At 39.6% G+C, this 24694-nt stretch carries 22 protein-coding genes and 1 other RNA gene; 18 read left to right on the top strand and 5 right to left on the bottom strand.

The features are described from left to right. Positions 1-201 precede the first annotated feature (201 nt). The 14 genes from CEQ83_RS24605 (at position 202) to ssrA (ending at position 15169) form a co-directional block, all read left to right on the top strand. On the top strand, positions 202-876 hold the full coding sequence (locus CEQ83_RS24605; protein ID WP_155017538.1) for a hypothetical protein: 675 nt from the start codon (positions 202-204) through the stop codon (positions 874-876). 286 nt (positions 877-1162) lie between these two features. Next, positions 1163-2473: an RNA polymerase factor sigma-54 gene (gene rpoN, locus CEQ83_RS24600; protein ID WP_028412050.1), complete on the top strand. Its 1311-nt coding sequence runs from the start codon at positions 1163-1165 to the stop codon at positions 2471-2473. A 12-nt stretch (positions 2474-2485) separates the two neighbouring features. Then, positions 2486-2734, top strand: coding sequence for a glutaredoxin family protein (locus tag CEQ83_RS24595; protein ID WP_033580423.1), 249 nt, complete (start codon positions 2486-2488; stop codon positions 2732-2734). A gap of 132 nt (positions 2735-2866) precedes the next feature. Continuing rightward, complete coding sequence (locus tag CEQ83_RS24590) at positions 2867-3895, top strand: sugar-binding transcriptional regulator (protein ID WP_014457838.1); 1029 nt, start codon at positions 2867-2869, stop codon at positions 3893-3895. Between the two features lie 45 nt (positions 3896-3940). After that, positions 3941-4948, top strand: coding sequence for a type I glyceraldehyde-3-phosphate dehydrogenase (gene gap / locus CEQ83_RS24585; protein WP_014457839.1), 1008 nt, complete (start codon positions 3941-3943; stop codon positions 4946-4948). Positions 4949-5257: 309 nt separating this feature from the next. Further along, a complete protein-coding gene (locus CEQ83_RS24580) occupies positions 5258-6442 on the top strand; it encodes a phosphoglycerate kinase (protein WP_028412053.1) in 1185 nt (394 codons plus the stop codon). Between the two features lie 175 nt (positions 6443-6617). Beyond that, a complete protein-coding gene (gene tpiA / locus CEQ83_RS24575) occupies positions 6618-7373 on the top strand; it encodes a triose-phosphate isomerase (RefSeq protein ID WP_013085385.1) in 756 nt (251 codons plus the stop codon). Continuing rightward, the gene (gene gpmI, locus CEQ83_RS24570; RefSeq protein WP_098627040.1) at positions 7373-8905 is read left to right on the top strand and encodes a 2,3-bisphosphoglycerate-independent phosphoglycerate mutase; all 1533 of its coding nucleotides are present in this window, start codon (positions 7373-7375) and stop codon (positions 8903-8905) included. The genes tpiA and gpmI overlap by 1 nt, the downstream gene beginning before the upstream one ends. 24 nt (positions 8906-8929) lie before the next feature. Next, positions 8930-10225, top strand: a complete 1296-nt coding sequence (eno, locus tag CEQ83_RS24565; RefSeq protein WP_028412055.1) for a phosphopyruvate hydratase — start codon at positions 8930-8932, stop codon at positions 10223-10225. Positions 10226-10433: 208 nt separating this feature from the next. Continuing rightward, positions 10434-10667, top strand: a complete 234-nt coding sequence (secG, locus tag CEQ83_RS24560; protein ID WP_014457843.1) for a preprotein translocase subunit SecG — start codon at positions 10434-10436, stop codon at positions 10665-10667. Positions 10668-10935: 268 nt separating this feature from the next. Further along, entirely contained in the window at positions 10936-11676 is a 741-nt protein-coding gene (locus tag CEQ83_RS24555) for an alpha/beta hydrolase (RefSeq protein WP_028412056.1), read from the top strand. Positions 11677-11714: 38 nt separating this feature from the next. Further along, positions 11715-14057, top strand: a complete 2343-nt coding sequence (gene rnr, locus CEQ83_RS24550) for a ribonuclease R (protein ID WP_028412057.1) — start codon at positions 11715-11717, stop codon at positions 14055-14057. Between the two features lie 145 nt (positions 14058-14202). Continuing rightward, positions 14203-14670, top strand: a complete 468-nt coding sequence (gene smpB, locus CEQ83_RS24545) for an SsrA-binding protein SmpB (RefSeq protein ID WP_013059694.1) — start codon at positions 14203-14205, stop codon at positions 14668-14670. Positions 14671-14807: 137 nt separating this feature from the next. Next, positions 14808-15169, top strand: a transfer-messenger RNA (tmRNA) gene (gene ssrA / locus CEQ83_RS24540). 154 nt (positions 15170-15323) lie between these two features. On the opposite strand, the gene modB is transcribed toward ssrA, so the two are convergent. The 4 genes from modB to fdhF all read right to left on the bottom strand — a co-directional run bounded on the left by modB (position 15324) and on the right by fdhF (position 20341). Next, positions 15324-15980 (bottom strand): molybdate ABC transporter permease subunit, encoded by a 657-nt coding sequence (gene modB, locus CEQ83_RS24535; protein ID WP_098627038.1) that lies wholly within the window; start codon positions 15978-15980, stop codon positions 15324-15326. Positions 15981-15987: 7 nt separating this feature from the next. Continuing rightward, positions 15988-16785: a molybdate ABC transporter substrate-binding protein gene (gene modA, locus CEQ83_RS24530; protein WP_155017537.1), complete on the bottom strand. Its 798-nt coding sequence runs from the start codon at positions 16783-16785 to the stop codon at positions 15988-15990. Between the two features lie 125 nt (positions 16786-16910). Continuing rightward, positions 16911-17390 carry a helical membrane plugin domain-containing protein gene (locus tag CEQ83_RS24525; RefSeq protein ID WP_028412060.1) on the bottom strand — a complete coding sequence of 160 codons (480 nt, stop codon included), beginning with the start codon at positions 17388-17390 and terminating at the stop codon, positions 16911-16913. Positions 17391-17401: 11 nt separating this feature from the next. Beyond that, positions 17402-20341: a formate dehydrogenase subunit alpha gene (gene fdhF, locus CEQ83_RS24520; RefSeq protein ID WP_155017536.1), complete on the bottom strand. Its 2940-nt coding sequence runs from the start codon at positions 20339-20341 to the stop codon at positions 17402-17404. Positions 20342-20707: 366 nt separating this feature from the next. On the opposite strand from fdhF, the gene CEQ83_RS24515 reads away from it, so the two are divergent. From CEQ83_RS24515 to moaA, 3 genes are read left to right on the top strand one after another with little or no spacing between them, the layout of a single operon-like run. Continuing rightward, positions 20708-21052, top strand: coding sequence for a Na-translocating system protein MpsC family protein (locus CEQ83_RS24515; RefSeq protein WP_013059689.1), 345 nt, complete (start codon positions 20708-20710; stop codon positions 21050-21052). A 15-nt stretch (positions 21053-21067) separates the two neighbouring features. Next, the gene (gene fdhD / locus CEQ83_RS24510) at positions 21068-21865 is read left to right on the top strand and encodes a formate dehydrogenase accessory sulfurtransferase FdhD (protein WP_033580428.1); all 798 of its coding nucleotides are present in this window, start codon (positions 21068-21070) and stop codon (positions 21863-21865) included. 44 nt (positions 21866-21909) lie between these two features. Then, the gene (gene moaA, locus CEQ83_RS24505; RefSeq protein WP_155017535.1) at positions 21910-22926 is read left to right on the top strand and encodes a GTP 3',8-cyclase MoaA; all 1017 of its coding nucleotides are present in this window, start codon (positions 21910-21912) and stop codon (positions 22924-22926) included. Positions 22927-22939: 13 nt separating this feature from the next. Here the strand turns inward: moaA and mobA are convergent, their stop codons facing one another. After that, entirely contained in the window at positions 22940-23509 is a 570-nt protein-coding gene (mobA, locus tag CEQ83_RS24500) for a molybdenum cofactor guanylyltransferase (RefSeq protein WP_028412064.1), read from the bottom strand. A gap of 161 nt (positions 23510-23670) precedes the next feature. Here mobA and CEQ83_RS24495 point away from each other — a divergent pair, with 161 nt between their 5' ends. Further along, positions 23671-24687, top strand: a complete 1017-nt coding sequence (locus CEQ83_RS24495; protein ID WP_155017534.1) for a molybdopterin-synthase adenylyltransferase MoeB — start codon at positions 23671-23673, stop codon at positions 24685-24687. Positions 24688-24694: the final 7 nt, after the last annotated feature.

The raw sequence follows: 24694 nt of genomic DNA, 5'->3' as shown, positions 1-24694 counted from the left end.
TCTTAAAACGTTGCGGATTACGCAACGTTTTTTATTTTGAGTAAAAAGGCTCATCTTCTCAAAAAATAATATTTATTTTCCTTCTATAACCCTTTATACGCGTAAGGAAGCAAGAAATTAATTCCATTGTACCGGTTGCGGAATTTGTCAGAATACTATAAAACAGTATATAAGGAAAAGAAACACGGAGGAGGAATAAATATGAAATACATGAACAAACTTTTCATTGTCAGTGCATCGGTAGCCCTATTACTATCTGCATGCGGGACGAACGAAGATTCTGCTCAGCCGAAGTCTAATGATCAAGCAGAAAATGTTCAGCAGGATACAGCTTCTAAATCTGATCAAACATCAGGCGCTGCAAAAGAAGAGTCGAAAAAAGATGCGGATTCTGCTGAGGTCTCAGCCGAACCTTCAGGAAGTCAATCATCGACTAGCGAAACGGCGGAAGGTGGGCAGTCAAGGTCTTCTTCAGAAACAAAACTAACAAAAAGCCCAGAACAAGATTATTCTATTCAAGTAATGGACGGCTATAAACTAACGGGTGAAGAACCTGGAAAAGATGCGTTAGTGTTAACTTCAGATGATTCTCAATTTATGCGTATTGAAATGCTTTCATCAGAAGCATCGCTGGATGACGCTGCTCAATCTGTTAAACAAACGGCAACAGCAGTTAATAAAAATGCAGCAGAGAAAAAGAATTTTGAAGAGAATGGAATCTTCAAAGATTCTGTCTGGTATGAAGCCACATCTGGCGATCATACGGTAAACGCCGTGTTGGTTAAAGGAAAGAAACCAATGAAGCTAACCATTTTTACGAAAAATGACGCAGAAAACTTAGACAAGTTTATGCAAATGGCACAAACTATTCAATAAGCAATTCTTCTATATATTATACAAATGCAGAAAATTCGACATGACGCAGAAAACGTCATGTCGAATTAGTACTCGGATCATGTAGTAGGCGCGAATTATAATGAAAAGTTATAAAGGTGTATAGCTCTATTACTTTTTTGATGGTTAGTAACTAAAAATAGGATGAAATGCTTCGTTAACAAAGGTTGACGGAGATTTTTTGATGAAAAAATTACATATAAAAAATAGTTACATGCTCTTTGAAAGCGTTTTTATAGTAAAATAGATGAAGGGGAGGGGAGAAATAATGGAAATTGGATTATTTCAGCAGCAGTCGTTAAAACTGACGATGTCAAAAGAATTATCACAAGCTATTTCTCTTTTACAATATTCATCGATGGATATTGTAGCGTTTTTACATGAGCAGGCGCTTCAAAATCCGCTTATAGATTTTTCAGAGCTGCCCGTCAATACATCTCACAATCAAAAAAATCATGCAACTTCTGATTCAACAGATTATATGAGCAGTATACCAGCTCCTAAAGAAACGCTGTACGAACATTTAATGAATCAATCCGCATTATTAAAATTAGATGAATGTGAGCAGGCAGCCGTTGAGTTTGTTATTCATAGTCTGGATGATGCTGGCTATTTGCACGATGAGTTAATCATACTTGCTAACCAGCTTGGCCAAGATCAAGAGCAGGTTGAAAAGGCTCTTCAACTTGTGCAGCAGATGGACCCGGCAGGAGTAGGGGCGAGAAGTTTACAGGAGTGCTTAATGCTCCAATTAAAAAGAAGTAATCAATGGACAGAAAAAATAGAGCAAATTTTGACACATCACTTTGAGGAATTTGCTTATAAAAAATGGATGAAAATCTCAAAGTTATGTCAAATCTCACTTGAAGCTCTTCAACAATTACATGAACAGATTAAGAAATTAAATCCTCGTCCTGGATCATTTTATATGAAGTCCAATGAACGATTCATTGTACCGGATTTTATTGTGAAAATTGAAGATGGAAATGTCGTTGCTTATGCAAATGAGGATTTGGAACCTCGTCTTTCAGTGAACGAACAATACAAACTTCAGCTGAAAAATAAGCAGAACCAAGAAATGTTTTCTTATTTGCAAGAGAAATATCGTGAATTTCAATGGATTATGAAAAGTTTACACACACGCAAAGACACATTAAACGCATTAATGAATACTTTACTCGTTGAACAAGAAGCATTTTTTAAAAAGGGCCCTTCGTATTTGAAGCCGTTAACGATGAAGGAAGTAGCGGAACAAACCTCTGTGCATGAATCAACGATTAGCCGTGCTACTCGGCACAAATATATTCAAACGCCTTTTGGCACCTTTTCAATGAAATCTTTTTTCTCAACTAGTATTCAACTGGGCAACAACGAAGCGACTTCTACAACTCACGTAAAAGAACTGCTTAAAAAGCTAGTATCAGAAGAAAACAAACAGCGTCCGCTTTCAGATCAGCAGTTGGCTAACGTCTTGCAAAGCAATTATAACGTTACTATTTCAAGAAGAACGGTAGCCAAATATCGAGACCAATTAAACGTTCTACCATCCAGTCAACGAAAACTTTTTGTCACGCAGTAAAGGAGTGGGAATGTGGAAGTCGTACTATATACCAAAAATGGCTGTCATTTATGCGATGATGCAAAGAAGCTGCTTGCAGAGATGCAGTCTGAGTTTCCCTTTCAGCTTATGGAACGAGATATTTACAAAAACGATGAGTGGCTGGAAAAGTATCACCTTGCGATTCCTGTAGTAGAAATGGATGGAGAAGAAGTGGAATATGGAAAAATAACAGGTATCCCATTAAGAAAACGCTTACTTTTAAAAATAGGCAACACATGAGTTGAATAAAGGATTCACTCCTGTTAGAATAGATTTTGTAGCAGGGTGAATTTTTTTGCGCAAGGTGGGACATAATATGTCTATATGGGACAAAATATGTCCAGCGAGTTTATGCCTTAAGGGGATTTTAACATGCGTTCTTTAATAGAAGTACAACGAAAATTATTACCTGAACTTCTCTCAGTTATGCAAAAGCGCTATCAAATCTTGCAATACATACGTTTAATGCAGCCGATTGGCCGCAGAAACTTAGCTGTAAGCCTTGGGCTAACAGAGCGTGTGTTACGAAGCGAAGTAACATTCTTAAAAGAACAAGATTTGATTGACATTTACCCTAGTGGGATGACGCTTACAAACGAGGGAGAACTACTTCTAGCTGAGTTAGAAGAAGTAATGAAGGAAGTTTCAGGACTTCGATTATTGGAAACAACATTAAAAGAGGCGTTTTCTTTATCAGAAGTTGTTGTTGTATCTGGAGATAGTGATCAGTCTCCTTGGGTCAAAAATGAAATGGGTCGAGCATCTGTTTCGTGTATCAAGGAGCGCCTTGTTGGTGAAAAAAATACCGTTGCTGTTACAGGTGGTACAACGCTTGCCGCCGTTGCCGAAATGATGACACCTGATTCAAAACACCCTGATGTACTTTTTGTACCTGCTCGCGGAGGGCTAGGTGAAAATGTACAAAACCAAGCAAACACGATTTGTGCTAAGATGGCTGAAAAGTCCATGAGTCACTATCGCTTGCTTCATGTTCCAGATCAGCTTAGTGATGAAGCATACCGATCCATTATCGGTGAGCCATCTATTAAAGACATGCTTCATTTAATCAAGTCCGCTGGTATGGTTGTTCACGGAATAGGAGACGCTATGACAATGGCAGAACGCCGTAAAACACCACAAGCTGACTTAGAAAAAGTGAAAAATGGACATGCTGTAGGTGAGGCATTTGGATACTATTTTAATCATCAAGGCGAAGTTGTTCATAAAGTTAAAACAGTTGGCATACAACTCGATGATTTAAAGAACAATAAATGTGTTATCGCTGTTGCAGGAGGTTCATCAAAAGCAAAGGCAATTAAAGCGTTTATGCAACAAGCGCATGATTCGATTCTCATTACAGATGAAGGCGCCGCAAAAGAGTTAGTAAGGGATTTTAATTAATCCCTCATATAAAAAATACTTTTTACATTCAAGGAGGAAATACCCATGGCAGTAAAAATTGGTATTAACGGATTTGGTCGTATCGGCCGTAATGTATTCCGCGCAGCTTTAAAAAATGATAACGTTGAAGTAGTAGCAATCAACGACTTAACAGATGCTAACATGCTTGCTCACCTTTTAAAATATGATTCTGTACACGGAAAATTAGATGCAGAAGTAGTAGTAGATGGTAGCAACTTAGTAGTAAACGGTAAAACAATCGAAATCTCTGCTGAACGCGACCCAGCTCAATTATCTTGGGGCAAACAAGGCGTAGAAGTTGTTGTTGAATCTACTGGATTCTTCACAAAACGCGCTGACGCTGCAAAACACTTAGAAGCAGGAGCTAAAAAAGTAATTATCTCTGCTCCAGCATCTGATGAAGACATCACAATCGTAATGGGTGTTAACGAAGACAAATACGATGCAGCTAACCACAACGTAATTTCAAATGCTTCTTGTACAACTAACTGCTTAGCGCCATTTGCTAAAGTGTTAAACGACAAGTTCGGTCTTAAACGCGGAATGATGACAACAGTTCACTCTTACACAAACGACCAACAAATCTTAGACTTACCACACAAAGATTACCGTCGTGCTCGTGCAGCTGCTGAAAACATCATCCCAACTTCAACTGGTGCTGCTAAAGCTGTATCTCTAGTATTACCTGAATTAAAAGGTAAATTAAACGGTGGAGCTATGCGTGTTCCAACTCCAAACGTTTCTTTAGTAGACTTAGTTGCTGAACTTGATAAAGAAGTAACTGTTGAAGATGTAAACAACGCTCTTAAAGAAGCTGCTGAAGGCGATCTTAAAGGCATCCTTGGTTACAGTGAAGAGCCACTAGTATCTGGTGACTACAATGGTAACATCAACTCTTCTACAATCGATGCATTATCTACAATGGTAATGGAAGGTAACATGGTTAAAGTTATCTCTTGGTACGATAACGAGAGCGGATATTCTAACCGTGTAGTAGACCTTGCTCAATACATCGCTGCTAAAGGACTATAAGAATAACTTAAAATTCGCTTCTATTTGATTCAATAAGACAGAAATCGACTAGACTTTCCTTTTTTATTGGATATCTGAAAATAGAACGACTATAATAAGACTTGCTAAGGAAGAGAGGGGCATACCCCCTCTTCCTTGATTTATGTATTGGCTTCTACATGAAAAAGCGTCATAAACAGCTAACTCGAGTTTCACTTTATATAGAAAGGCGCCAATATATAAAATGAAATGTACGTTGGTTTGTGGATTGATGATTACATAGAAGCCTACTTGCTTAGTACCATAAATACTTAAGGAGGCCTTTTAACGATGAACAAAAAAACGTTGAAAGACATCGATGTAAAAGGAAAGCGAGTATTTTGTCGCGTAGACTTTAACGTACCAATGAAAGACGGAAAAGTAACAGACGAAACTCGTATTCGTGCAGCTGTTCCTACTATTCAATATTTAGTAGAACAAGGTGCAAAAGTAATTTTAGCTAGCCATCTTGGACGTCCAAAAGGCGAAGTTGTTGAAGAATTACGTCTAAATGCTGTTGCAGAACGTTTACAAGCTCTTCTTGGTAAAGACGTTGCAAAAGCTGACGAAGCTTTTGGTGAAGAAGTAAAGAAAACAATCGACGGCATGAGCGAAGGCGATGTTTTAGTACTTGAAAACGTACGTTTTTACCCAGGCGAAGAGAAAAACGATCCTGAATTAGCAAAAGCGTTTGCTGAATTAGCAGATGTATACGTAAACGATGCATTCGGTGCAGCTCACCGTGCGCATGCTTCAACAGAAGGAATTGCTCAACACATTCCAGCAGTAGCAGGTTTCTTAATGGAAAAAGAGCTTGATGTGCTTTCAAAAGCATTATCGAACCCAGAACGTCCATTTACTGCAATCGTTGGTGGAGCAAAAGTTAAAGACAAAATCGGTGTAATTGACCACTTACTTGATAAAGTAGATAACTTAATCATCGGTGGAGGACTTTCTTACACATTTATTAAGGCACTAGGCCATGAAGTAGGTAAATCACTTCTTGAAGAAGACAAGATTGAACTTGCAAAATCTTTCATGGAAAAAGCTAAGAAAAACGGAGTAAACTTCTACATGCCAGTGGACGTGGTAGTAGCAGATGACTTCTCAAATGATGCTAATATTCAAGTTGTATCAATTGAAAACATTCCAAGCGATTGGGAAGGCTTAGACGCAGGACCGAAAACGCGTGAAATCTATGCTGACGTAATCAAAAACTCTAAGTTAGTTATTTGGAATGGACCAATGGGTGTATTTGAATTAGACGCATTTGCTAATGGAACAAAAGCAGTAGCTGAAGCTTTAGCAGAAGCAACTGACACATATTCAGTAATCGGCGGAGGAGACTCTGCAGCAGCTGTTGAAAAATTCAACCTAGCTGATAAAATGAGCCATATTTCTACAGGTGGCGGTGCGTCACTAGAGTTTATGGAAGGTAAAGAACTTCCAGGCGTAGTTGCACTAAACGATAAGTAAGTTTATGTTTCAGTAAGACGGAGGACCGACCTGACGACTGATAATATAAATAATTATCAAGCAGCGAAGAAGGATGACCAAGAGATAAAAGGGACCGAATCACTTTTAACAGCACCCTCTTGGACATCTAACGCGTGAAGTGAAAACCCACAATAAACAAAGGACGGTGTTACACATGCGTAAACCAATTATTGCAGGAAACTGGAAAATGAACAAAGTACTTTCTGAAGCAACTAGCTTTGTTGAAGAAGTAAAAGGAGCAGTACCATCTCCTGAAAGCGTAGATTCAGTAGTATGTGCACCTGCACTATTTTTAGATCGTTTAGTAGAAGCGACTAAAGGCACAGACTTAAAAATTGGTGCACAAAACATGCACTTCGAAGAAAACGGTGCGTTCACTGGAGAAGTGAGCCCTGTTGCATTAGCAGACCTAGGTGTGAACTACGTAATTTTAGGACACTCTGAACGTCGTGAAATGTTTGCTGAAACGGACGAAACAGTAAACCAAAAAACAATTGCTGCATTCAAACACGGTTTAACACCAATCGTTTGCTGCGGTGAAACAAACGAAGAGTATGAACAAGACCAAACAAAAACAGTTGTAGCTAATCAAGTACAAAAAGCATTAGCTGGTCTAACTGATGAGCAAGTAAAACAAACGGTTATCGCATATGAGCCAATCTGGGCAATCGGTACAGGTAAATCTTCAACTGCTGAAGGTGCAAACGAAGTTTGTGCATACATCCGTAGCGTTGTTGCAGAACAATTCTCTCAAGATGTTGCAGATGCTGTACGTATTCAATACGGCGGTAGCGTAAAACCTGCTAATATTAAAGAATATATGTCTCAATCAGACATTGACGGAGCTTTAGTAGGTGGAGCAAGCTTAGAAGCAGATTCTTTCTTACAGCTTTTGGAGGCTGGTAAGTAATGAGTAAAAAGCCAGTAGCATTAATCATCTTAGATGGTTTTGCATTACGCGATGAAGATAAAGGTAATGCGGTAACACATGCAAAAAAACCAAACTTCGACCGTTTCTGGAACGAGTATCCTCATGCTACACTTCAGGCGTCTGGAGAAGCTGTAGGCTTACCGGAAGGCCAAATGGGTAACTCTGAAGTAGGTCACTTAAACATCGGTGCAGGCCGAGTTGTGTACCAAAGCTTAACTCGTGTAAACGTAGCAATTCGTGAAGGCGAGTTTGAACAAAACGAAACGCTTGTAGCAGCTGTAAAGCACGCAAAAGAAAAGGGTACAAACCTTCATCTTTTCGGACTTTTATCTGATGGCGGTGTACACAGTCATATCGAACATCTTTATGCATTATTGCGTCTAGCTAAGAGTGAAGGCTTAGAAAAAGTCTACATTCATGGCTTCTTAGATGGTCGTGACGTAGCACCTCAATCTGCTGAAACGTATTTAAAAGAACTTAATGAAAAAATTGAAGAGTACGGCGTTGGTGAAATTGCAACACTTTCAGGACGTTACTACTCAATGGACCGCGACAAACGCTGGGAGCGCGTAGAGAAATCATACCGCGCAATGGTGTACGGTGAAGGTCCATCATATACAAGCGCTGAAGAGTGCGTAAAAGATTCATATGAAAATGGAATCTATGACGAATTCGTTTTACCTTCTGTTATTACAAAGGAAGACGGATCGCCAGTTGCGACAATTCAAGACGAAGATGCAGTCATTTTCTACAACTTCCGTCCCGATCGCGCAATTCAAATTTCAAATACGTTCGCAAACGAAGATTTCCGCTCATTTGATCGCGGTGAGAAACATCCGAAAAACTTACATTTTGTATGTCTAACTCACTTCAGCGAAACAGTTGACGGATATGTAGCCTTTAAGCCAATTAACTTAGATAATACGCTTGGTGAAGTATTATCTCAAAATAACTTAAAGCAGCTTCGTATTGCTGAAACGGAAAAATATCCTCACGTAACGTTCTTTATGAGCGGTGGACGTGAAGCAGAGTTTCCTGGTGAAACACGTATCTTAATCGATTCACCAAAAGTAGCAACATATGACTTGAAACCTGAGATGAGTGCTTATGAAGTGACGGACGCGTTGCTTGCAGAAATCGAGGGCGACAAGCAGGACGCTATTTTATTAAACTTTGCAAACCCTGATATGGTAGGTCATTCAGGTATGTTAGAACCAACGGTAAAAGCGATTGAAACAGTAGATGAGTGCTTAGGCAAAATTGTAGATGCAATTTTAGCTAAAGGCGGTACAGCAATTATCACAGCAGACCATGGTAATGCTGATGAAGTGATTACACTTGAAGGTAATCCAATGACGGCTCATACAACGAATCCTGTTCCGGTAATTGTAACAAAACAAGGCTTAGAGCTTCGTGAAGACGGTATTCTAGGGGATCTAGCTCCTACAATGCTTACTCTTCTAGATGTAGCACAGCCAAAAGAAATGACAGGTAAAACATTAATTAAATAATTAATTATAAAGGAGAGTTTTAAAATGCCAACAATTCTTGACATTTATGCACGCGAAGTATTAGATTCTCGCGGTAACCCAACAGTTGAAGTAGAAGTATATACTGAATCAGGCGCTTTCGGACGCGCAATCGTACCAAGTGGTGCTTCTACTGGTGAACACGAAGCAGTAGAATTACGCGATGGTGACAAATCTCGCTACCTAGGTAAAGGTGTATTAAAAGCAGTAGAAAACGTAAACGAAATTATCGCTCCTGAATTAGTAGGTATGGACGCAACTGATCAAATCGGTATCGACCGCCTTATGATTGAGCTAGATGGTACGGAAAACAAAGGTAAATTAGGTGCTAACGCTATCCTTGGTGTATCTATGGCAGTAGCTCACGCAGCAGCTGATTTCGTAGGTCTTCCATTATATCGTTACCTTGGTGGATTCAACGCGAAGCAATTACCAACTCCAATGATGAACATCATCAACGGTGGTTCTCATGCTGATAACAACGTTGACTTCCAAGAGTTCATGATTTTACCTGTAGGAGCTCCTACATTCAAAGAAGCAATCCGTATGGGTGCTGAAGTATTCCACGCGTTAAAATCTGTTTTATCTGCAAAAGGCTTAAACACAGCTGTAGGTGACGAAGGTGGATTCGCTCCAAACCTTGGTTCTAACCGTGAAGCATTAGAAGTAATTGTTGAAGCAATCGAAAAAGCTGGCTACAAAGCTGGTCAAGACATCCAATTAGGTATGGACGTTGCTTCTTCTGAATTCTTCAACAAAGAAACTGGTAAATATGACTTAGCAGGCGAAGGTCGTACAGGCGTAACTTCTGCTGAAATGGTAGATTTCTACGAGCAGTTAGTTAACGAATTCCCAATCGTTTCAATCGAAGACGGTTTAGACGAAAATGACTGGGATGGTCACAAGCTATTAACTGAGCGCATTGGCGGCAAAGTACAGCTTGTTGGTGACGATTTATTCGTAACAAACACGAAAAAACTTTCTCAAGGTATCGAACAAGGCGTAGGTAACTCTATCCTTATCAAAGTTAACCAAATCGGTACATTAACTGAAACGTTCGAAGCTATTGAAATGGCTAAACGTGCTGGTTACACAGCAGTAGTTTCTCACCGTTCTGGTGAAACTGAAGATGCAACAATCGCTGATATCGCTGTTGCAACAAATGCTGGTCAAATCAAAACTGGTTCTATGAGCCGTACAGACCGTATTGCGAAATACAACCAATTACTACGCATCGAAGACGAGCTAGGTGTTCTAGCTGTATACGATGGCGCTAAATCTTTCTACAACTTAAAAAAATAAGTTGAAATCATAAAAAACGGATGACGATTGTCATCCGTTTTTTTATGTTAAAATCCGGCGTATTTCGCTGTCATTACTTGTATGAGAGGGTTTTTTATGATAAATTAACCTTAGCGTAGTGCGCGTACTTTATCCCCGGTAATGCCAATCAGAAGGGATGAAGAAACCCCGCTGATTGACTATTACTTGGTGTAGGAGGTGTGTCTTAGTGCATACATTGCTGATTACTTTGCTAGTGATTGTTTCAATTGCATTGATTGTTGTGGTCGTTTTACAATCAAGCAAAACTACTGGATTATCTGGAGCTATTTCCGGTGGAGCTGAAACGTTATTTGGAAAACAAAAAGCACGTGGAATTGACTTAGTTTTACACCGTTTGACAGTAGTGTTATCTATCTTATTCTTTGCGTTAACACTTGCTGTATCTTATTTCAAACTTTAATATGTTACTGGATAGACTGCCACCTAATGCATACGTACTTGGTGTATACCAACTTATGTATTAGGTGGCTTTTTTAATGGGCGTGTTGAATACTTTAATTTCATTTTTAAGTAATGATATAATATAGCTTTAGAAAAAAGTACTAAATATAGTATAAAAGCGTAAAAGTTGACGGACACATCTCTTGTTATGTGATGACCGTCACATAAATACATGTTTTTTTCTATTATGACTGCAGATATTATAACTAAAAGGAGTTAAATGATATATGAAAATTGCACAACCAAAGCCATTTACATTTGAAGGCGGCGAAAAGGCTGTTTTATTACTTCACGGTTTTACCGGAAATTCTGCTGATGTTCGTATGTTAGGTCGTTTTTTAGAGAAAAAAGGATACACATGCCACGCACCTCACTATAAAGGACACGGTGTAGCGCCTGAAGAGCTTGTTCATACTGGTCCAAAAGATTGGTGGAAAGATGTCATGGAAGGCTATGAGTTTTTGAAAAGTAAAGGCCATGAAAGTATTGCCGCTGTAGGTCTTTCACTAGGTGGCGTATTTTCACTGAAATTAGGTTACACTGTACCTATAAAGGGTATTGTGCCTATGTGCGCGCCTATGTATATAAAGAGTGAAGAAGTCATGTATGAAGGTGTTTTAGCGTATGCACGCGAATATAAAAAGCGTGAAGGTAAATCGTCTGAACAGATTGAACAAGAAATGGAAGAGTTCAAACAAACACCAATGAACACGTTAAAGTCTTTACAGGAATTAATCGCTGAAGTGCGAAATTCAGTTGATATGATTTATGCACCGACATTTGTTGTACAAGGTCGTCATGATCATATGATTAATACAGACAGCGCCAATATTATTTATAATAGCGTCGAGTCTCCTACAAAAGATATAAAGTGGTACGAAGAATCTGGTCATACCATTACCTTTGATAAAGAGCGAGATCAGCTTCACGAGGATGTATATGCATTTTTGGAATCACTTGATTGGTAATAGAGATAATACGAATAATGAAAAAGGAGGGACATGATGTGAAAGAAGAAAATCAGCCCTATATGAATGAAATATTGGATTTTATGAAAAGGGATAATTACAAACCTTTGACTGTCCAAGAGCTTGCAAAAGAATTTAATACGGAGGATGCAGAGTCATTCAAAGAGTTTGTTAAGGCACTTGTTATTATGGAAGAGAAGGGTTTAATTATCCGAGCAAGAAATGACCGCTACGGGCTGCCGGAACAAATGAATTTTGTCAAAGGGAAAGTAAGCGGACATGCAAAAGGGTTTGCGTTCGTAGTTCCTGAAGAAAAAGATGCGGGTGATGTATTTATTCCCCCTACTGAAACAAACAATGCTATGCACGGAGATATTGTGCTTGCAAGAGTGTTATCAGAATCATCAGGTGCTCGTCGTGAAGGAACCATTGTAAAAATCTTAGAACGAGGTACCCAGCAAATTGTAGGTACGTATACGCAAAGCAAGAATTTCGGCTTTGTGATTGCGGATGACAAAAAAATTGCAGGTGATATCTTTATTCCCAAAGCAGCAAGAAACGGTGCAGTTGAAGGCCATAAAGTAGTAGTAGAGCTCACAACCTATCCGGAAGGCCGCATGAATGCAGAAGGAAAAGTTGTTCAAATTCTTGGACATAAAAACGATCCGGGGATCGATATCATTTCTGTTATCCATAAGCACGGTCTTCCTCAAGAATTTCCTGCTGACGCTTTAACGCAAGCAATTGATACACCTGAGACGATTGATGAAAAAGATATCGGTAACCGTCGCGATCTTCGGGATCAAGTTATTGTAACCATTGACGGAGCAGATGCAAAAGATTTGGATGACGCTGTAACGGTTACAGAGCTTGAAAACGGAAACTACAAATTAGGCGTTCATATTGCAGATGTAAGTCACTACGTTAAAGAAGGTTCTCCGATTGATGTAGAAGCAGCAGAGCGCGGAACAAGCGTCTATTTAGTAGACCGAGTTATTCCGATGATTCCTCACCGTTTATCTAACGGAATCTGCTCATTAAATCCAAAAGTTAACCGTTTTACACTTTCTTGTGAGATGGAAATTAATCCACAAGGTGAAGTAGTAAAACATGAGATTTTTGAAAGTGTCATCAAAACGACAGAACGAATGACGTATTCAGATGTGAACAAAATCTTAGTGGATAAAGATGAAGAAGTGTTAGAACGCTACGAGCCAATCGTTCCGATGTTTGAGCGTATGGAAAAGCTGGCAGCTATTCTTCGTAAAAAGAGAATGGATCGCGGTGCCATTGATTTTGATTTCAAAGAAGCAAAAGTATTGGTAGATGATGATGGACATCCTCACGATGTTATTTTGCGTGAACGTTCAGTTGCTGAAAAGCTAATCGAAGAATTTATGCTGGCGGCGAATGAAACAGTAGCAGAACATTTTCACTGGATGAACGTACCGTTTATTTATCGTATTCATGAAGATCCAGATGCAGAGAAGCTTACTCGTTTCTTAGAGTTTATTACAAACTTTGGTTATACAGTGAAAGGGACAGGCAACGATATTCATCCGCGTGCGCTGCAAGATATTTTAGAAGAAGTAAAGGGTACGCCTGAAGAGATGGTTATTTCAACTGTTATGCTTCGTTCGATGAAACAAGCGAAATATGAAGCAGAAAGTTTAGGCCACTTTGGTTTATCAGCTGAATTCTATACGCATTTTACGTCTCCAATCCGTCGTTATCCGGATTTAATCGTTCATCGTCTCATTCGTACGTATTTAATTGAAGGAAAAACAGATCAGCAAACGCAAGAAAAATGGCGCGAGCTTCTGCCTGATGTTGCTGAGCATTCTTCTAATATGGAACGTCGTTCAGTTGACGCTGAGCGAGAAACGGACGATATGAAAAAAGCTGAGTTTATGGCTGATAAAGTTGGGGAAGTATTCAATGGTATTATTAGCTCTGTTACAAACTTTGGGATGTTCGTGGAGCTAGAAAATACGATTGAAGGGTTAGTTCATGTTAGTGACTTAACGGATGACTATTATCGTTACGACGAACGTCATTATGCGATGATTGGAGAAAGAACGGGCAACGTCTTCCGAATTGGAGACGAAATTGAAGTGAAAGTTGCCGATGTGAATAAAGACGAGCGTTCAGTGGACTTTGTTATTGTGGGAATGAAAGAAGGCCGCAAACGCTTATCTAAAGATCGTCCTAAAGTGATTAAGGCAAAGCAAAAGTCACGCAAAGATGATAAAGGAAAAGGTCGAGAGGGCAGCCGAAGCAAAAATGAAGAGTGGTCTACTCAAAAACCAAAGAAGAAAAAGAAAAAAAGATTCTTCGAAGGCGCTCCAAACGTTAAGCGCAAAAAGAAAAAGCGCAAATAATCGACAGCAGTGAAGCAGAAGGGTAGACCTTCTGCTTCAAAACAGCTCTATTAAACGTTTTAGTTGTTGTTTAGATTTCCATACAGTAAAATGATACATAATATCATACATATACGTAAGTACGGCTGAAGGGAAGGAACGTTTTATGCCAAAAGGTGAAGGGAAATTAATTGCACAAAACAAAAAAGCCCGCCACGACTTTTTTATTGAAGAAACATATGAGACGGGTATTGTTCTACAAGGAACGGAAATTAAATCAATTCGTAATGGTCGTGTGAATTTAAAGGACTCTTTTGCTCGTGTGCAAAACGGAGAAGTATTTTTACACAATATGCACGTTAGTCCTTACGAACAAGGAAATCGATACAATCATGAGCCACTTCGTACACGAAAGCTATTGCTGCATAAACGCGAAATCAGCAAGCTAATTGGCTATTCAAAAGAAACAGGTTATTCACTAGTTCCGTTAAAAGTGTATTTGAAAAATGGATACGCAAAGGTTTTACTAGGGCTTGGTAAGGGTAAAAAGAAATATGATAAGCGTGAAGACTTAAAGCGTAAAGAAGCCAAGCGTGATATCGAACGAGCATTTCGTGATCGTCAAAAGATGTAAAATTACAAAATCTTACAATTGCAAAATGCTCATTTTGTGATATAATAAATATTGTTATCAGTTAGATTTCATTTTGCACACTGAAGTCGCTATCTGATGTAAGAATTTTTCTTACACATTCCGACTCCCTTTTATATGGGGACGTTACGGATTCGACAGGGATAGTTCGAGCTTAGGTTGCGAGTCGAGGAGATGGCCTCGTTAAAACATCAACGCCAATAATAACTGGCAAATCTAACAATAACTTCGCTTTAGCTGCATAATAGTAGCTTAGCGGTTCCTCCCTCCATCGCCCATGTGGTAGGGTAAGGGACTCACTTTAAGTGGGCTACGCCAGAGTTCGCCGTCTGAGGACGAAGGAAGAGAATAATCAGACTAGCGACTGGGACGCCTGTTGGTAGGCAGAACAGCTCGCGAATGATCAATATGCCAACTACACTCGTAGACGCTTAAGTGGCGATATTTCTGGACGTGGGTTCGACTCCCACCGTCTCCACCAAATACATATTTTTGGTGGCTTACCTTACTTATAACAGGAGCTAATCAAATGTATGATCTACATTTGATTAGCTCCTTTTTAATTTATGATGTATGTAAAATTGAAAAAGCGGTACAAAAGTAAAAGGATGCCTCTTTGTGTAAGAGGCATCCTTTTACTTTTGTTTAAGCTGAACAAAAAGCAGCATAAGAAAGGAAAGAAAGACGATCGAGATAACCCATAGCCAAGCGAGATTCGTGTTTCCAGAGTCAATCGCGACGTAGATAGCGGTAGGAACAGTTTGAGTTTCACCTGGAATATTGCCAGCAAACATCAAAGTGGCTCCAAATTCTCCGAGTGCTCTTGCCAGACTTAACACACCTCCTGTTACGATAGCTTTAGAAGCTAAAGGAATGGAAATAAAGAAAAAGACTTTCCATTCGCTTGCACCATCTACTCGAGCTGCGTCTTCAATTTCATGATCAACGCCTTGGAAGCCCGTTTTGGCAGATTGATACATAAGGGGAAACGCAACGACAACGGATGCAATAACAGCTGCCCACCACGTAAAAATAACGGGTTGTTGAAAGAACCATTCAATTGCTCGGCCGAGTAGGCTGTGTTTTCCGAATATGACAATCAATAAAAATCCAACAACGGACGGAGGCAGGACCAATGGCAGCATCAACACCGTTTCAACCATCACTTTTCCCTTAAAGTGTTTCCTTGATAACAGTTTTCCTATAACAGTGCCTAGAATAATCACGACAAATCCCGCTACTAATGCAATTTTAAGCGATAGCTGAAGAGGAGATAAAAACTCTTGAATCATAGCAGTCTCAATTCGCAGTGAAACCGTATTTTTTAAACGTGTTAAGAGCCGTCTTACTTTGTAAAAATTGATAAAAATCCTTGGCTTCTTGTGGATGTTTCGAATCCTTAATAACGCCTACAGGATATACAATTGGTTTGTGAGTGCTATGATCTGCAGTGGCTACAATCTTCACTTTTTTTGAAATCAACGCATCGGTTTTATAAACAACTCCAGCTTCAACGTTTCCTGTCTCCACATAGGAAAGCACCTGGCGTACGTCTTTTGCATAGACGGTTTTAGGCTCAACGTTTTTCCACAGATTCATGTGTTCAAAAGTCTCTTTTGCATACTGTCCGGCAGGAACGGATTCCGGTATGCCAAGTGCAATTTTTTGAACAGCAGGCTTTGATAGATCTTCAAAATTTTTGATGGCAGCCGAATTATTCTTTGGGACGATAAGCACAAGGTCGTTGCCAACCAAGTCAGTTCCATTTTCTTTAGAAATAACTCCCGACTTTACCAGTGCATCAAACTTATCTTCCGCTGCTGAAAAAAACAAATCAGCCGGTGCGCCGTTTTCGATTTGCTGTTGCAGCGAGCCTGAAGCCCCAAAATTAAATTTTAAGTCGACATTCGGATGCTTTGTTTCATATTGCTTTTGAATATCAGTAAGCGCATCTTTTAAGCTGGCTGCAGCGGATATCGTTAAGCTGACGTTTTGGTACTGAGCCGCTGATTGACTCGTATTTGTTCCGTTCGAACAAGCAGCAGTAAACATAATTAAAAATAATAGTGCGAATAAGGGTTTAAAGTATTGTTGCATCGTGTCACCTCAATTAGTTTTAGTAGAGCAATTTAGTATAACTATATCACGTTCACTTAGAAAGGGACTTCCTAAAAAGAAAACAGCGACTTGAAAGGGAAAAAACTTTCAAGTCGCTGTCTTATTTACTCTTCCAACGCTTTGCCCATTCCTTTTAAAAAGTGAAGTCCAAATCCAATTGCACGATTAACATCTGGATCATTTAGCGCTTTTATAAGAGCTAACGCACTTACTTTTTTTCCTGTTTTTACATATTCATTTGCTTCGTTCATACCAGCTGTTGCACTGTTCACAAGTTTAGCGGTTACCTCTGGGTCTGCCTTCATCAAACCGCTGCTTGCACCCATAAGGGTATTAATTAAATTGGTTACGGGTTCTCTAGAAATTTGATGAAGCGCAATTTTTGAGATTTTTTCTTTTGCTTGAATCATTGAATCAGCAGCTTCAAGAACACCCATGTCGTTAAGTTCTCCGACAATACCGAGAATACGATTCAGCGCTTCTTCATTATCTGCCAGCAGGGAAGTCAAGTCTTCTAATTTTTGCTGTTTTTTTTCTTCCTCGCTTGGAAGAGGCTTTTTAATTTCTGTAATAGGTTGTGCCATCTTTTCTCCTCCTATTTACTTGTTAAATGGACGTAGCCAGGACGATTCCATTTACGCTGAACCTCGACCCCATTTTGAGGATGACGTTTTTTGTTACGCGGATTTGTAGACGGTAAAGGCGTTTTTCCACCTTTGCTTAATACTTCCATCCGTACTTTTGTTTGTTTGTAAGCCGGCGTATTTGTTCGTTGGTCTACTGCAGGCCCCGTCAAGAAGTTAATAGCCGAATCTTTATGAACGGAGTGCATCGGAAGATACAGCTCATTTGCTTTTACTCGCTCTGTAATTAATGCCTGTACTTTTACTGCTCCAAACGGTGAGATTAATCTGACAAGCGAACCGTCTTCAATTTCACGCTCCTTGGCAAGCTGAGGTGAAATTTCTACAAATACTTCCGGTACCTTTGATTGAATACCGCTCGATTTATTGGTCATATTCCCTTCATGAAAATGTTCTAACATTCGTCCGTTATTAATGTTCAAATCATATTCCTCTGAAAATTCAGCAGGAAGAACCCAATCTGATAAAGCAAAGCGCGCTTTTTTATCTGGGAAATTAAACCCATCGACGTAAAGTAAAGGCGTGCTTTTCCCCTCTAAGCTCCCCCATAAGAAGCTATCCCAGCCTTCAAGGTTTTCGTAGCTGGCTTGGCTGAACAGAGGTGATAGACTAGCCATTTCTGAAAAGATGTCACCAGGGTGTGTATACGTCCAATTTGCACCTAAGCGGTTTGCAATCTCTTGAACAATCCACCAATCCGGCTTCGAATCACCAAGCGTTGGCAATGCTTGATACAATCTTTGTACGCGTCGCTCCGTATTGGTAAACGTTCCGTCTTTTTCAAGAGAAGGAACAGCAGGGAGTACAACATCAGCATATTGAGCCGTTCTTGAAAGGAAAATGTCTTGGACAACAAAAAAATCTAGATTTGATAATATTTCGTGTACGTGATTAGCGTTCGAATCGACAAGAGCCATATCTTCTCCTACAAGGTACATAGCTTTCATTTTTCCTTCATCAATTGAATGAAGCATTTGGATATTATCAAGACCCGGCTTGTCTTTAATTTTCACGCCGTATGCTTTTTCAAATTTTTCTCGAGCGACTGAGTCCGTGACGTGCTGATAACCTGGAAGCCAAGCGGGAAGAGTTCCCATATCGCATGCGCCTTGCACGTTATTGTGGCCTCGGAGTGGATAAGCGCCTGCACCAGGGCGTCGATAGTTTCCAGTAGCAAGCAACAGGTTTGAGATAGCCGCTGATGTATCAGAGCCTCCTGTATTTTGCGTCACGCCCATACCCCACAGCACACAGGTTCCATCGGCGTCTCGAATCATTTCAGCTATTTGAATGAGTGTTGCTGCTGAAATACCCGTAATTTGTTCAGCATATTCAAGTGTGTACTTTTCAAGCAAAGAGTTAAAGTCTTCAAAATAGTTGACGTTTTCTTGGATGAATTTTTCGTTGTGCCATCCTTGATCAATCATGTATTTTGTTACAGCCATTAGCCATACTTGGTCCGTACCTTGTTTTGGACTGATAAAAATGTCAGAGCGTTCAGCCATTTCGTTTTTGCGCAAATCTGCGACGATTAGTTTTTGGTCATGAAGCTTATGCGCGCGTTTGATACGAGTTGCTAATACAGGGTGACCTTCGGCAGGGTTAGCTCCAACGATGATAACCAGTCCAGCTTTTGCGATGTCTTTTATCGTGCCGGCATCGCCTCCCATTCCGACTGTTCGAAATAATCCATCGGTTGCAGGAGACTGACAGTAGCGAGAACAGTTGTCTACGTCATTTGTTTCAAACATTTGGCGAGCCAGCTTTTGAATAACATAGTTTTCTTCGTTTGTAATCTTAGAAGAAGAGATAAAACCAACGGATCCATGTCCGTACTGCTGATTGATAGAGTTTAACCTGCTTGCTACTAAATCGAGCGCTTCTTCCCATGATGACTCTACAAATGCGCCATTTTTTCGGATTAAAGGCTTAGTAATACGTTTTTCAGAGTTTACAAAATCCCAGCCGAATTTTCCTTTCACACAGGTTGAAATAGCGTTTGCGGGAGCATCTGAGCTAGGTTGAACTTTAAGGATTTCGCGGCCTTTTGTCCACACTTCAAATGAACATCCAACTCCGCAAAATGTACAGACGGTTTTTGTTTTTTTCGTCCGAGTTTCACGCATAGCTGCTTCCACCTCTGAAACAGCAAAAATTCCGCTGTACCCTGGTTCCACTTCTTTAACTAAATCAATCATTGGATTCAAAACGCTTTTTGGAAGTCCGGTCATGAATCCAGCTTCTCCGAGCATAGATTTTTCCATTAAGGCATTACAAGGGCATACTGTTACACATTGACCGCAGCTCACACAAGAAGATTCATTGATTGCTACACCATCATCCCAGAGAACGCGGGGACGTTTCGCTTCCCAGTCGATAGAGAGCGTTTCATTAACTTGAAGATTTTGACAAACCTCTACACATTGTCCACAAGCAATGCATTGATTAGGGTCATAACGGTAAAACGGATGAGACATATCGACTTCATCCTCTGAGGCCTTTGGCGTATAGGGGTATTTTTGATGTTCAATCTCCATCATTTCGGCTGTATTATGTAATTTACAGTTTCCGTTGTTATTATCGCAAACGGTGCAGTATAGCAAATGATTTTCTAATAAGCGATCCATTGCTTCCGTCTGTGCCGCTTTTGCGGGTGCTGATTGTAATTCAATCTTCATGCCGTTTTCAGCTTTTGTAGAACAAGAACGAACTAACTCGCCATTCATTTCAACAATACATGTGTCACAAGTTTGAATAGGGTCTACTTCAGGCACATAACAAATCTGAGGATGCTCGATGTTTTGCTGGTTAATAATTTCGAGTATGGTAGAACCTGAAGCTGCCTTGTATTCGTTGCCATTTATATGAACAGTGATGATTTCACGACTCATTTGTTTTCCTCCTTTATATAAAACAAAAAACCACCATGAATACACATGCCTAATTAAATAAGGGAAGTGCAATCATGGTGGAATAGTTTACTAGCAGGTCTTACTAATATGCCAATCCGGCCCATTTATATCGTTAAGAAAAAGTGATAGAGTAATAACAATTCATTATTATTATTATTCCATCTCGGTTATTTATAATTATATCGCTACGTTTTTAAATGCACAACTTTTTTAAATACCCAACTCTCTTCAAAAGTTTTGCTGCAAAGATTTTAGGCTTTTATTTTTTGAAGTGTTGATTTATGATAAAAAAACTGTAGGAATAAAATGCACAATTTAATTTTAATCGGTGGGAGAGCGTTGATTATGTCAAAAACAATTCATGAATTTAATGATATTATTCGGAAGCTTCGAAAAGATTTATTTGGAAAAGGACCGGAAAGAATACATACGGTTTTTGTTGAAAATATGGCTGTCTCAACACTGTATGGAAATTTAACTCCGACAGAAACATTTATTGCAAGCACTTCTGAAGGGTGTGACATGGTTCATTTAGCTCGAACAAAAATGATTCAAGATGTATATGCATCGAATCCGCCGGAAGGGCTAGAAGAATTGGTAGGAGCAAAGCTGGTTAATTTATTTTCAGATATGAAAATAAAAGAAAATATAGCGGTTTCCGTATTTGTTTTTGATAAAAACATTATTTAAAAAAGGAGACATCACATGAATTCGACCGTTAAGAAGCGTACAGTTCTTAGATTTAAAAATGGTGAAATGGAAAGCGTGGAAGATAAAATTGTAACGGAGTTTCCTGTGACTGTGAAAATTAATGAAGAAGAGTTTGTCACGATGGTATGTAGCCCTCAATACATTGAAGATATGGTAATTGGCTATTTAGCATCTGAAGGGGTTATTCGAGAATACAAAGACATTAAAAACATATGGGTTCAAGAAAAAGAAGGGTATGTTCATGTTACAATAGATAAATTAAACCCGTATTTTCAAAACCTTCAAAATAAACGATATATCACGTCTTGCTGCGGGGCGAGCAGACAAGGGTTTGTCTTTATAAATGATGCGCTGACTGCTAAAAAAATGAATGATATATCGGTAGAACTTTCAATTAAGGATTGTTTTCAACTCATGAATAAGCTGCAGCAATCTGCTGCTACGTTTCAAGAAACGGGTGGCGTTCATAACGCTGCCATTTGTGATAAAAATGGTTTCATGCTTAGCAGAATGGACATTGGCAGGCATAATGCTCTAGATAAACTATATGGGTATTGCTTAAAACACCATATTTCAATTAGGGATAAAGTAGTCGTTTTCAGCGGCCGTATTTCTTCAGAAATTTTGTTGAAAGTAGCGAAGATCGGGTGTGAAGTGGTTCTTTCAAAATCCGCTCCGACTGAACTTGCTTTAAATCTAGCAGAAGAATTGAGAATTACAACGGTAGGGTTTATCCGAAGTGATTCGTTGAATATTTATACATGCCCGGAAAGAATTTTAAGAGAAAGTTAATCTGCTGTGGAGAAGCTGACAGCTAGAGAGGAGAGATGAGGCAGATGTCATACACTATAGTTGATACGTTAAAGCGCCCTTTACGAGACTTGCGTTTGTCCGTAACAGATCGCTGTAACTTTCGCTGTCGATATTGTATGCCTGAAGAAATTTTTGGGGCAGACTATCCATTTTTACCTGCCGAAAATATTCTTTCGTTTGATGAATTAGAGAGACTCACGAGATTATTCGCATCGCTAGGAGTAAAAAAAGTGCGTATAACGGGAGGAGAGCCACTGCTAAGAAAAGGCTTGCCAGATCTAATCAATCGTCTGAAGCAAATTGAGGGTATAGATGATATTGCCATAACAACAAACGGCTCACTGTTAAAGAAGCATGCAGAAGCCTTATCAAAAGCGGGATTATCAAGAGTAACCGTCAGCTTAGACTCGCTTGATGAAGTGAGATTTCAAGAGCTGAACGGAAATCGAGGAAGCGTCAAACGAGTGTTAGAAGGAATAGAGGCAGCAGCTCTTGCGGGGATTTCAGTCAAAATAAACATGGTTGTCCAAAAAGGCAAGAACGAGCAGGATATCCTTCCGATAGCCCAATATTTTAAAGGCAAAAAACATACGCTGCGCTTTATTGAATACATGGATGTTGGAAATTCAAACGGATGGAAAATGGATGAGGTTATAACAAAGAAACAAATTCTTGATATAGTTGGACAAGAAATGCCTCTTGAAGAAATTCCGCCTCATTACACGGGAGAAGTAGCTACCAGGTATCGGTATGTTGGGACAGAAGAGGAAATTGGTATCATTTCATCCGTGACAGATTCATTCTGTTCGACTTGTTCACGCGCAAGAGTATCGGCTGAAGGAAAGCTCTATACCTGCTTGTTTGCGTCAAAAGGGTACGACCTCCGGAAACTGATACGATCACAAGCATCTGATCATACTGTTTGTGACACCATTTCTGATATCTGGAATCATCGGAAAGATCGTTACTCAGATGAGCGGGCTAACGGAAGACAGGTCCAAGGCGCTGAGAAAGTGGAAATGTCTCATATTGGTGGATAATTCAAAAAAAGCCTTATAAATGCCAATCACTGCGATGATTCACATTTATAAAAGTAGGATCTTCTGCTGAAAAAGGCACGCGAAGGACGTTTGCCTGATTCAACAATCCTGTAAGCCTTCTTTCACCTTGTGTAACGAGTTGGTCAATAAGAGGAAGCGTTCTACGGTGATAGAGGGCTAGAAGCGGGTGCATGTGATTTGGCTGAACAGGAAGAACAATATCAGCTGAGTTCGCCTGAGTTAGGGTAATCATATTATGAACAAACTCAGCATTAACAAAAGGAATGTCACACGAAAGAATAAAGAACCATTCAGCACGGCAATCAATTGCAGTTAAAGCATGATGAATTGCATACAAAGGTCCTTGATACGGGCATTTTTCAACTGCAAATGAAACATCTTTTCTTTGAAAATAAGGAAGTAAATCTTGGTTGGTAGACACAAGTATAGGTGTGACGTGATTTTCTTTTAATGCATCTATACTATATTCGTAAAATGATTTCTTGTTATAGGTTTCAAACATTTTTGGTTGACCGTAGCGAGAAGATTTTCCTCCTGCTAATACAATGCCGGCAATGGACATTTATTAAATACCTCCATCAAAATATATTTGTATATTTATGCACATAAGCGTCCGTAAAGCAGCTTAGCTTTATGTGTATAATAGCATGTTTTTAAAGAAATATCTTTGACGAAGGAATAGATAGTGAGGTCATAGATTGAACGAGAAAGGGAGAGAAAAGAGTGACAGAACGTTATTCACGTCAGCAGCTTTTCCAGCCCATTGGAAACAAAGGGCAGCAGCAAATTAGAAGTAAGCATGTTTTAGTTGTAGGCGCAGGGGCTCTAGGCAGCGCTAGTGCAGAAGCCCTCGTGCGTGCTGGAATTGGAAAATTGACTCTTGTAGATCGTGATTATGTAGAATGGAGTAATCTGCAGCGTCAGCAGCTTTATACAGAACAAGATGCGCAAAACAAACTGCCTAAAGCTGTAGCAGCCAAAAATCGTTTGCGTCAAATAAACACAGAAGTGAAAATCGAAGCGCTGGTGATGGATGCTCAGCCTGCTAATTTAGAAAGTATCGTCCAAACAGCTGATTTGATTATCGATGCGACAGACAATTTCGACATTCGCTTTATTTTAAATGATTTGTCACATAAGTATGAAGTTCCTTGGATCTACGGCTCATGTGTAGGGAGTTATGGCACCACTTATACCGTTATCCCAAACGTAACCCCTTGTCTGCACTGCATATTGAAAAAAATGCCTGTGGGAGGAGCGACGTGTGAGACAGCAGGAATTATCAGTCCAGCCGTTCAAATTGTGGCAGCCTATCAAATAACCGAAGCATTAAAAATTTTAGTGGGAGACGTTGAAGCTTTGCGACACACATTTCTAACTTTTGACGTCTGGAATAATCAGCACGCTGAATTTAAGACGGGTAAAATGAAAAGTTATGAATGTTCTTCTTGCGGATCGGCACGCACATATCCGTACTTAGCGTATGAAAATCAGCTTAAAACAGAAGTTCTTTGCGGCAGAGAGACGGTTCAGATCAGACCCTCGCAGCAGCATTTACACAACTTTGATGAATTGGAAAAGCGTTTAAAAAACCAAGGGAAAGTAGACCGCAACCCATATCTTCTGTCATGTCAGCTTCCAGAGCAGCGCTTTGTTATTTTTCAAGATGGCCGTGTATTTATTCATGGAACGAATGATATTCAATTTGCGAGAAGTTTATATTATCGTTTATTAGGATGAGTAAAGG

The organism is Priestia megaterium (assembly GCF_009497655.1).
In the GTDB taxonomy this organism is placed as follows: domain Bacteria; phylum Bacillota; class Bacilli; order Bacillales; family Bacillaceae_H; genus Priestia; species Priestia zanthoxyli.
The sequence above is the reverse complement of the archived record's forward strand: the minus strand, read 5'-3'. Positions and strand labels throughout refer to the sequence as shown.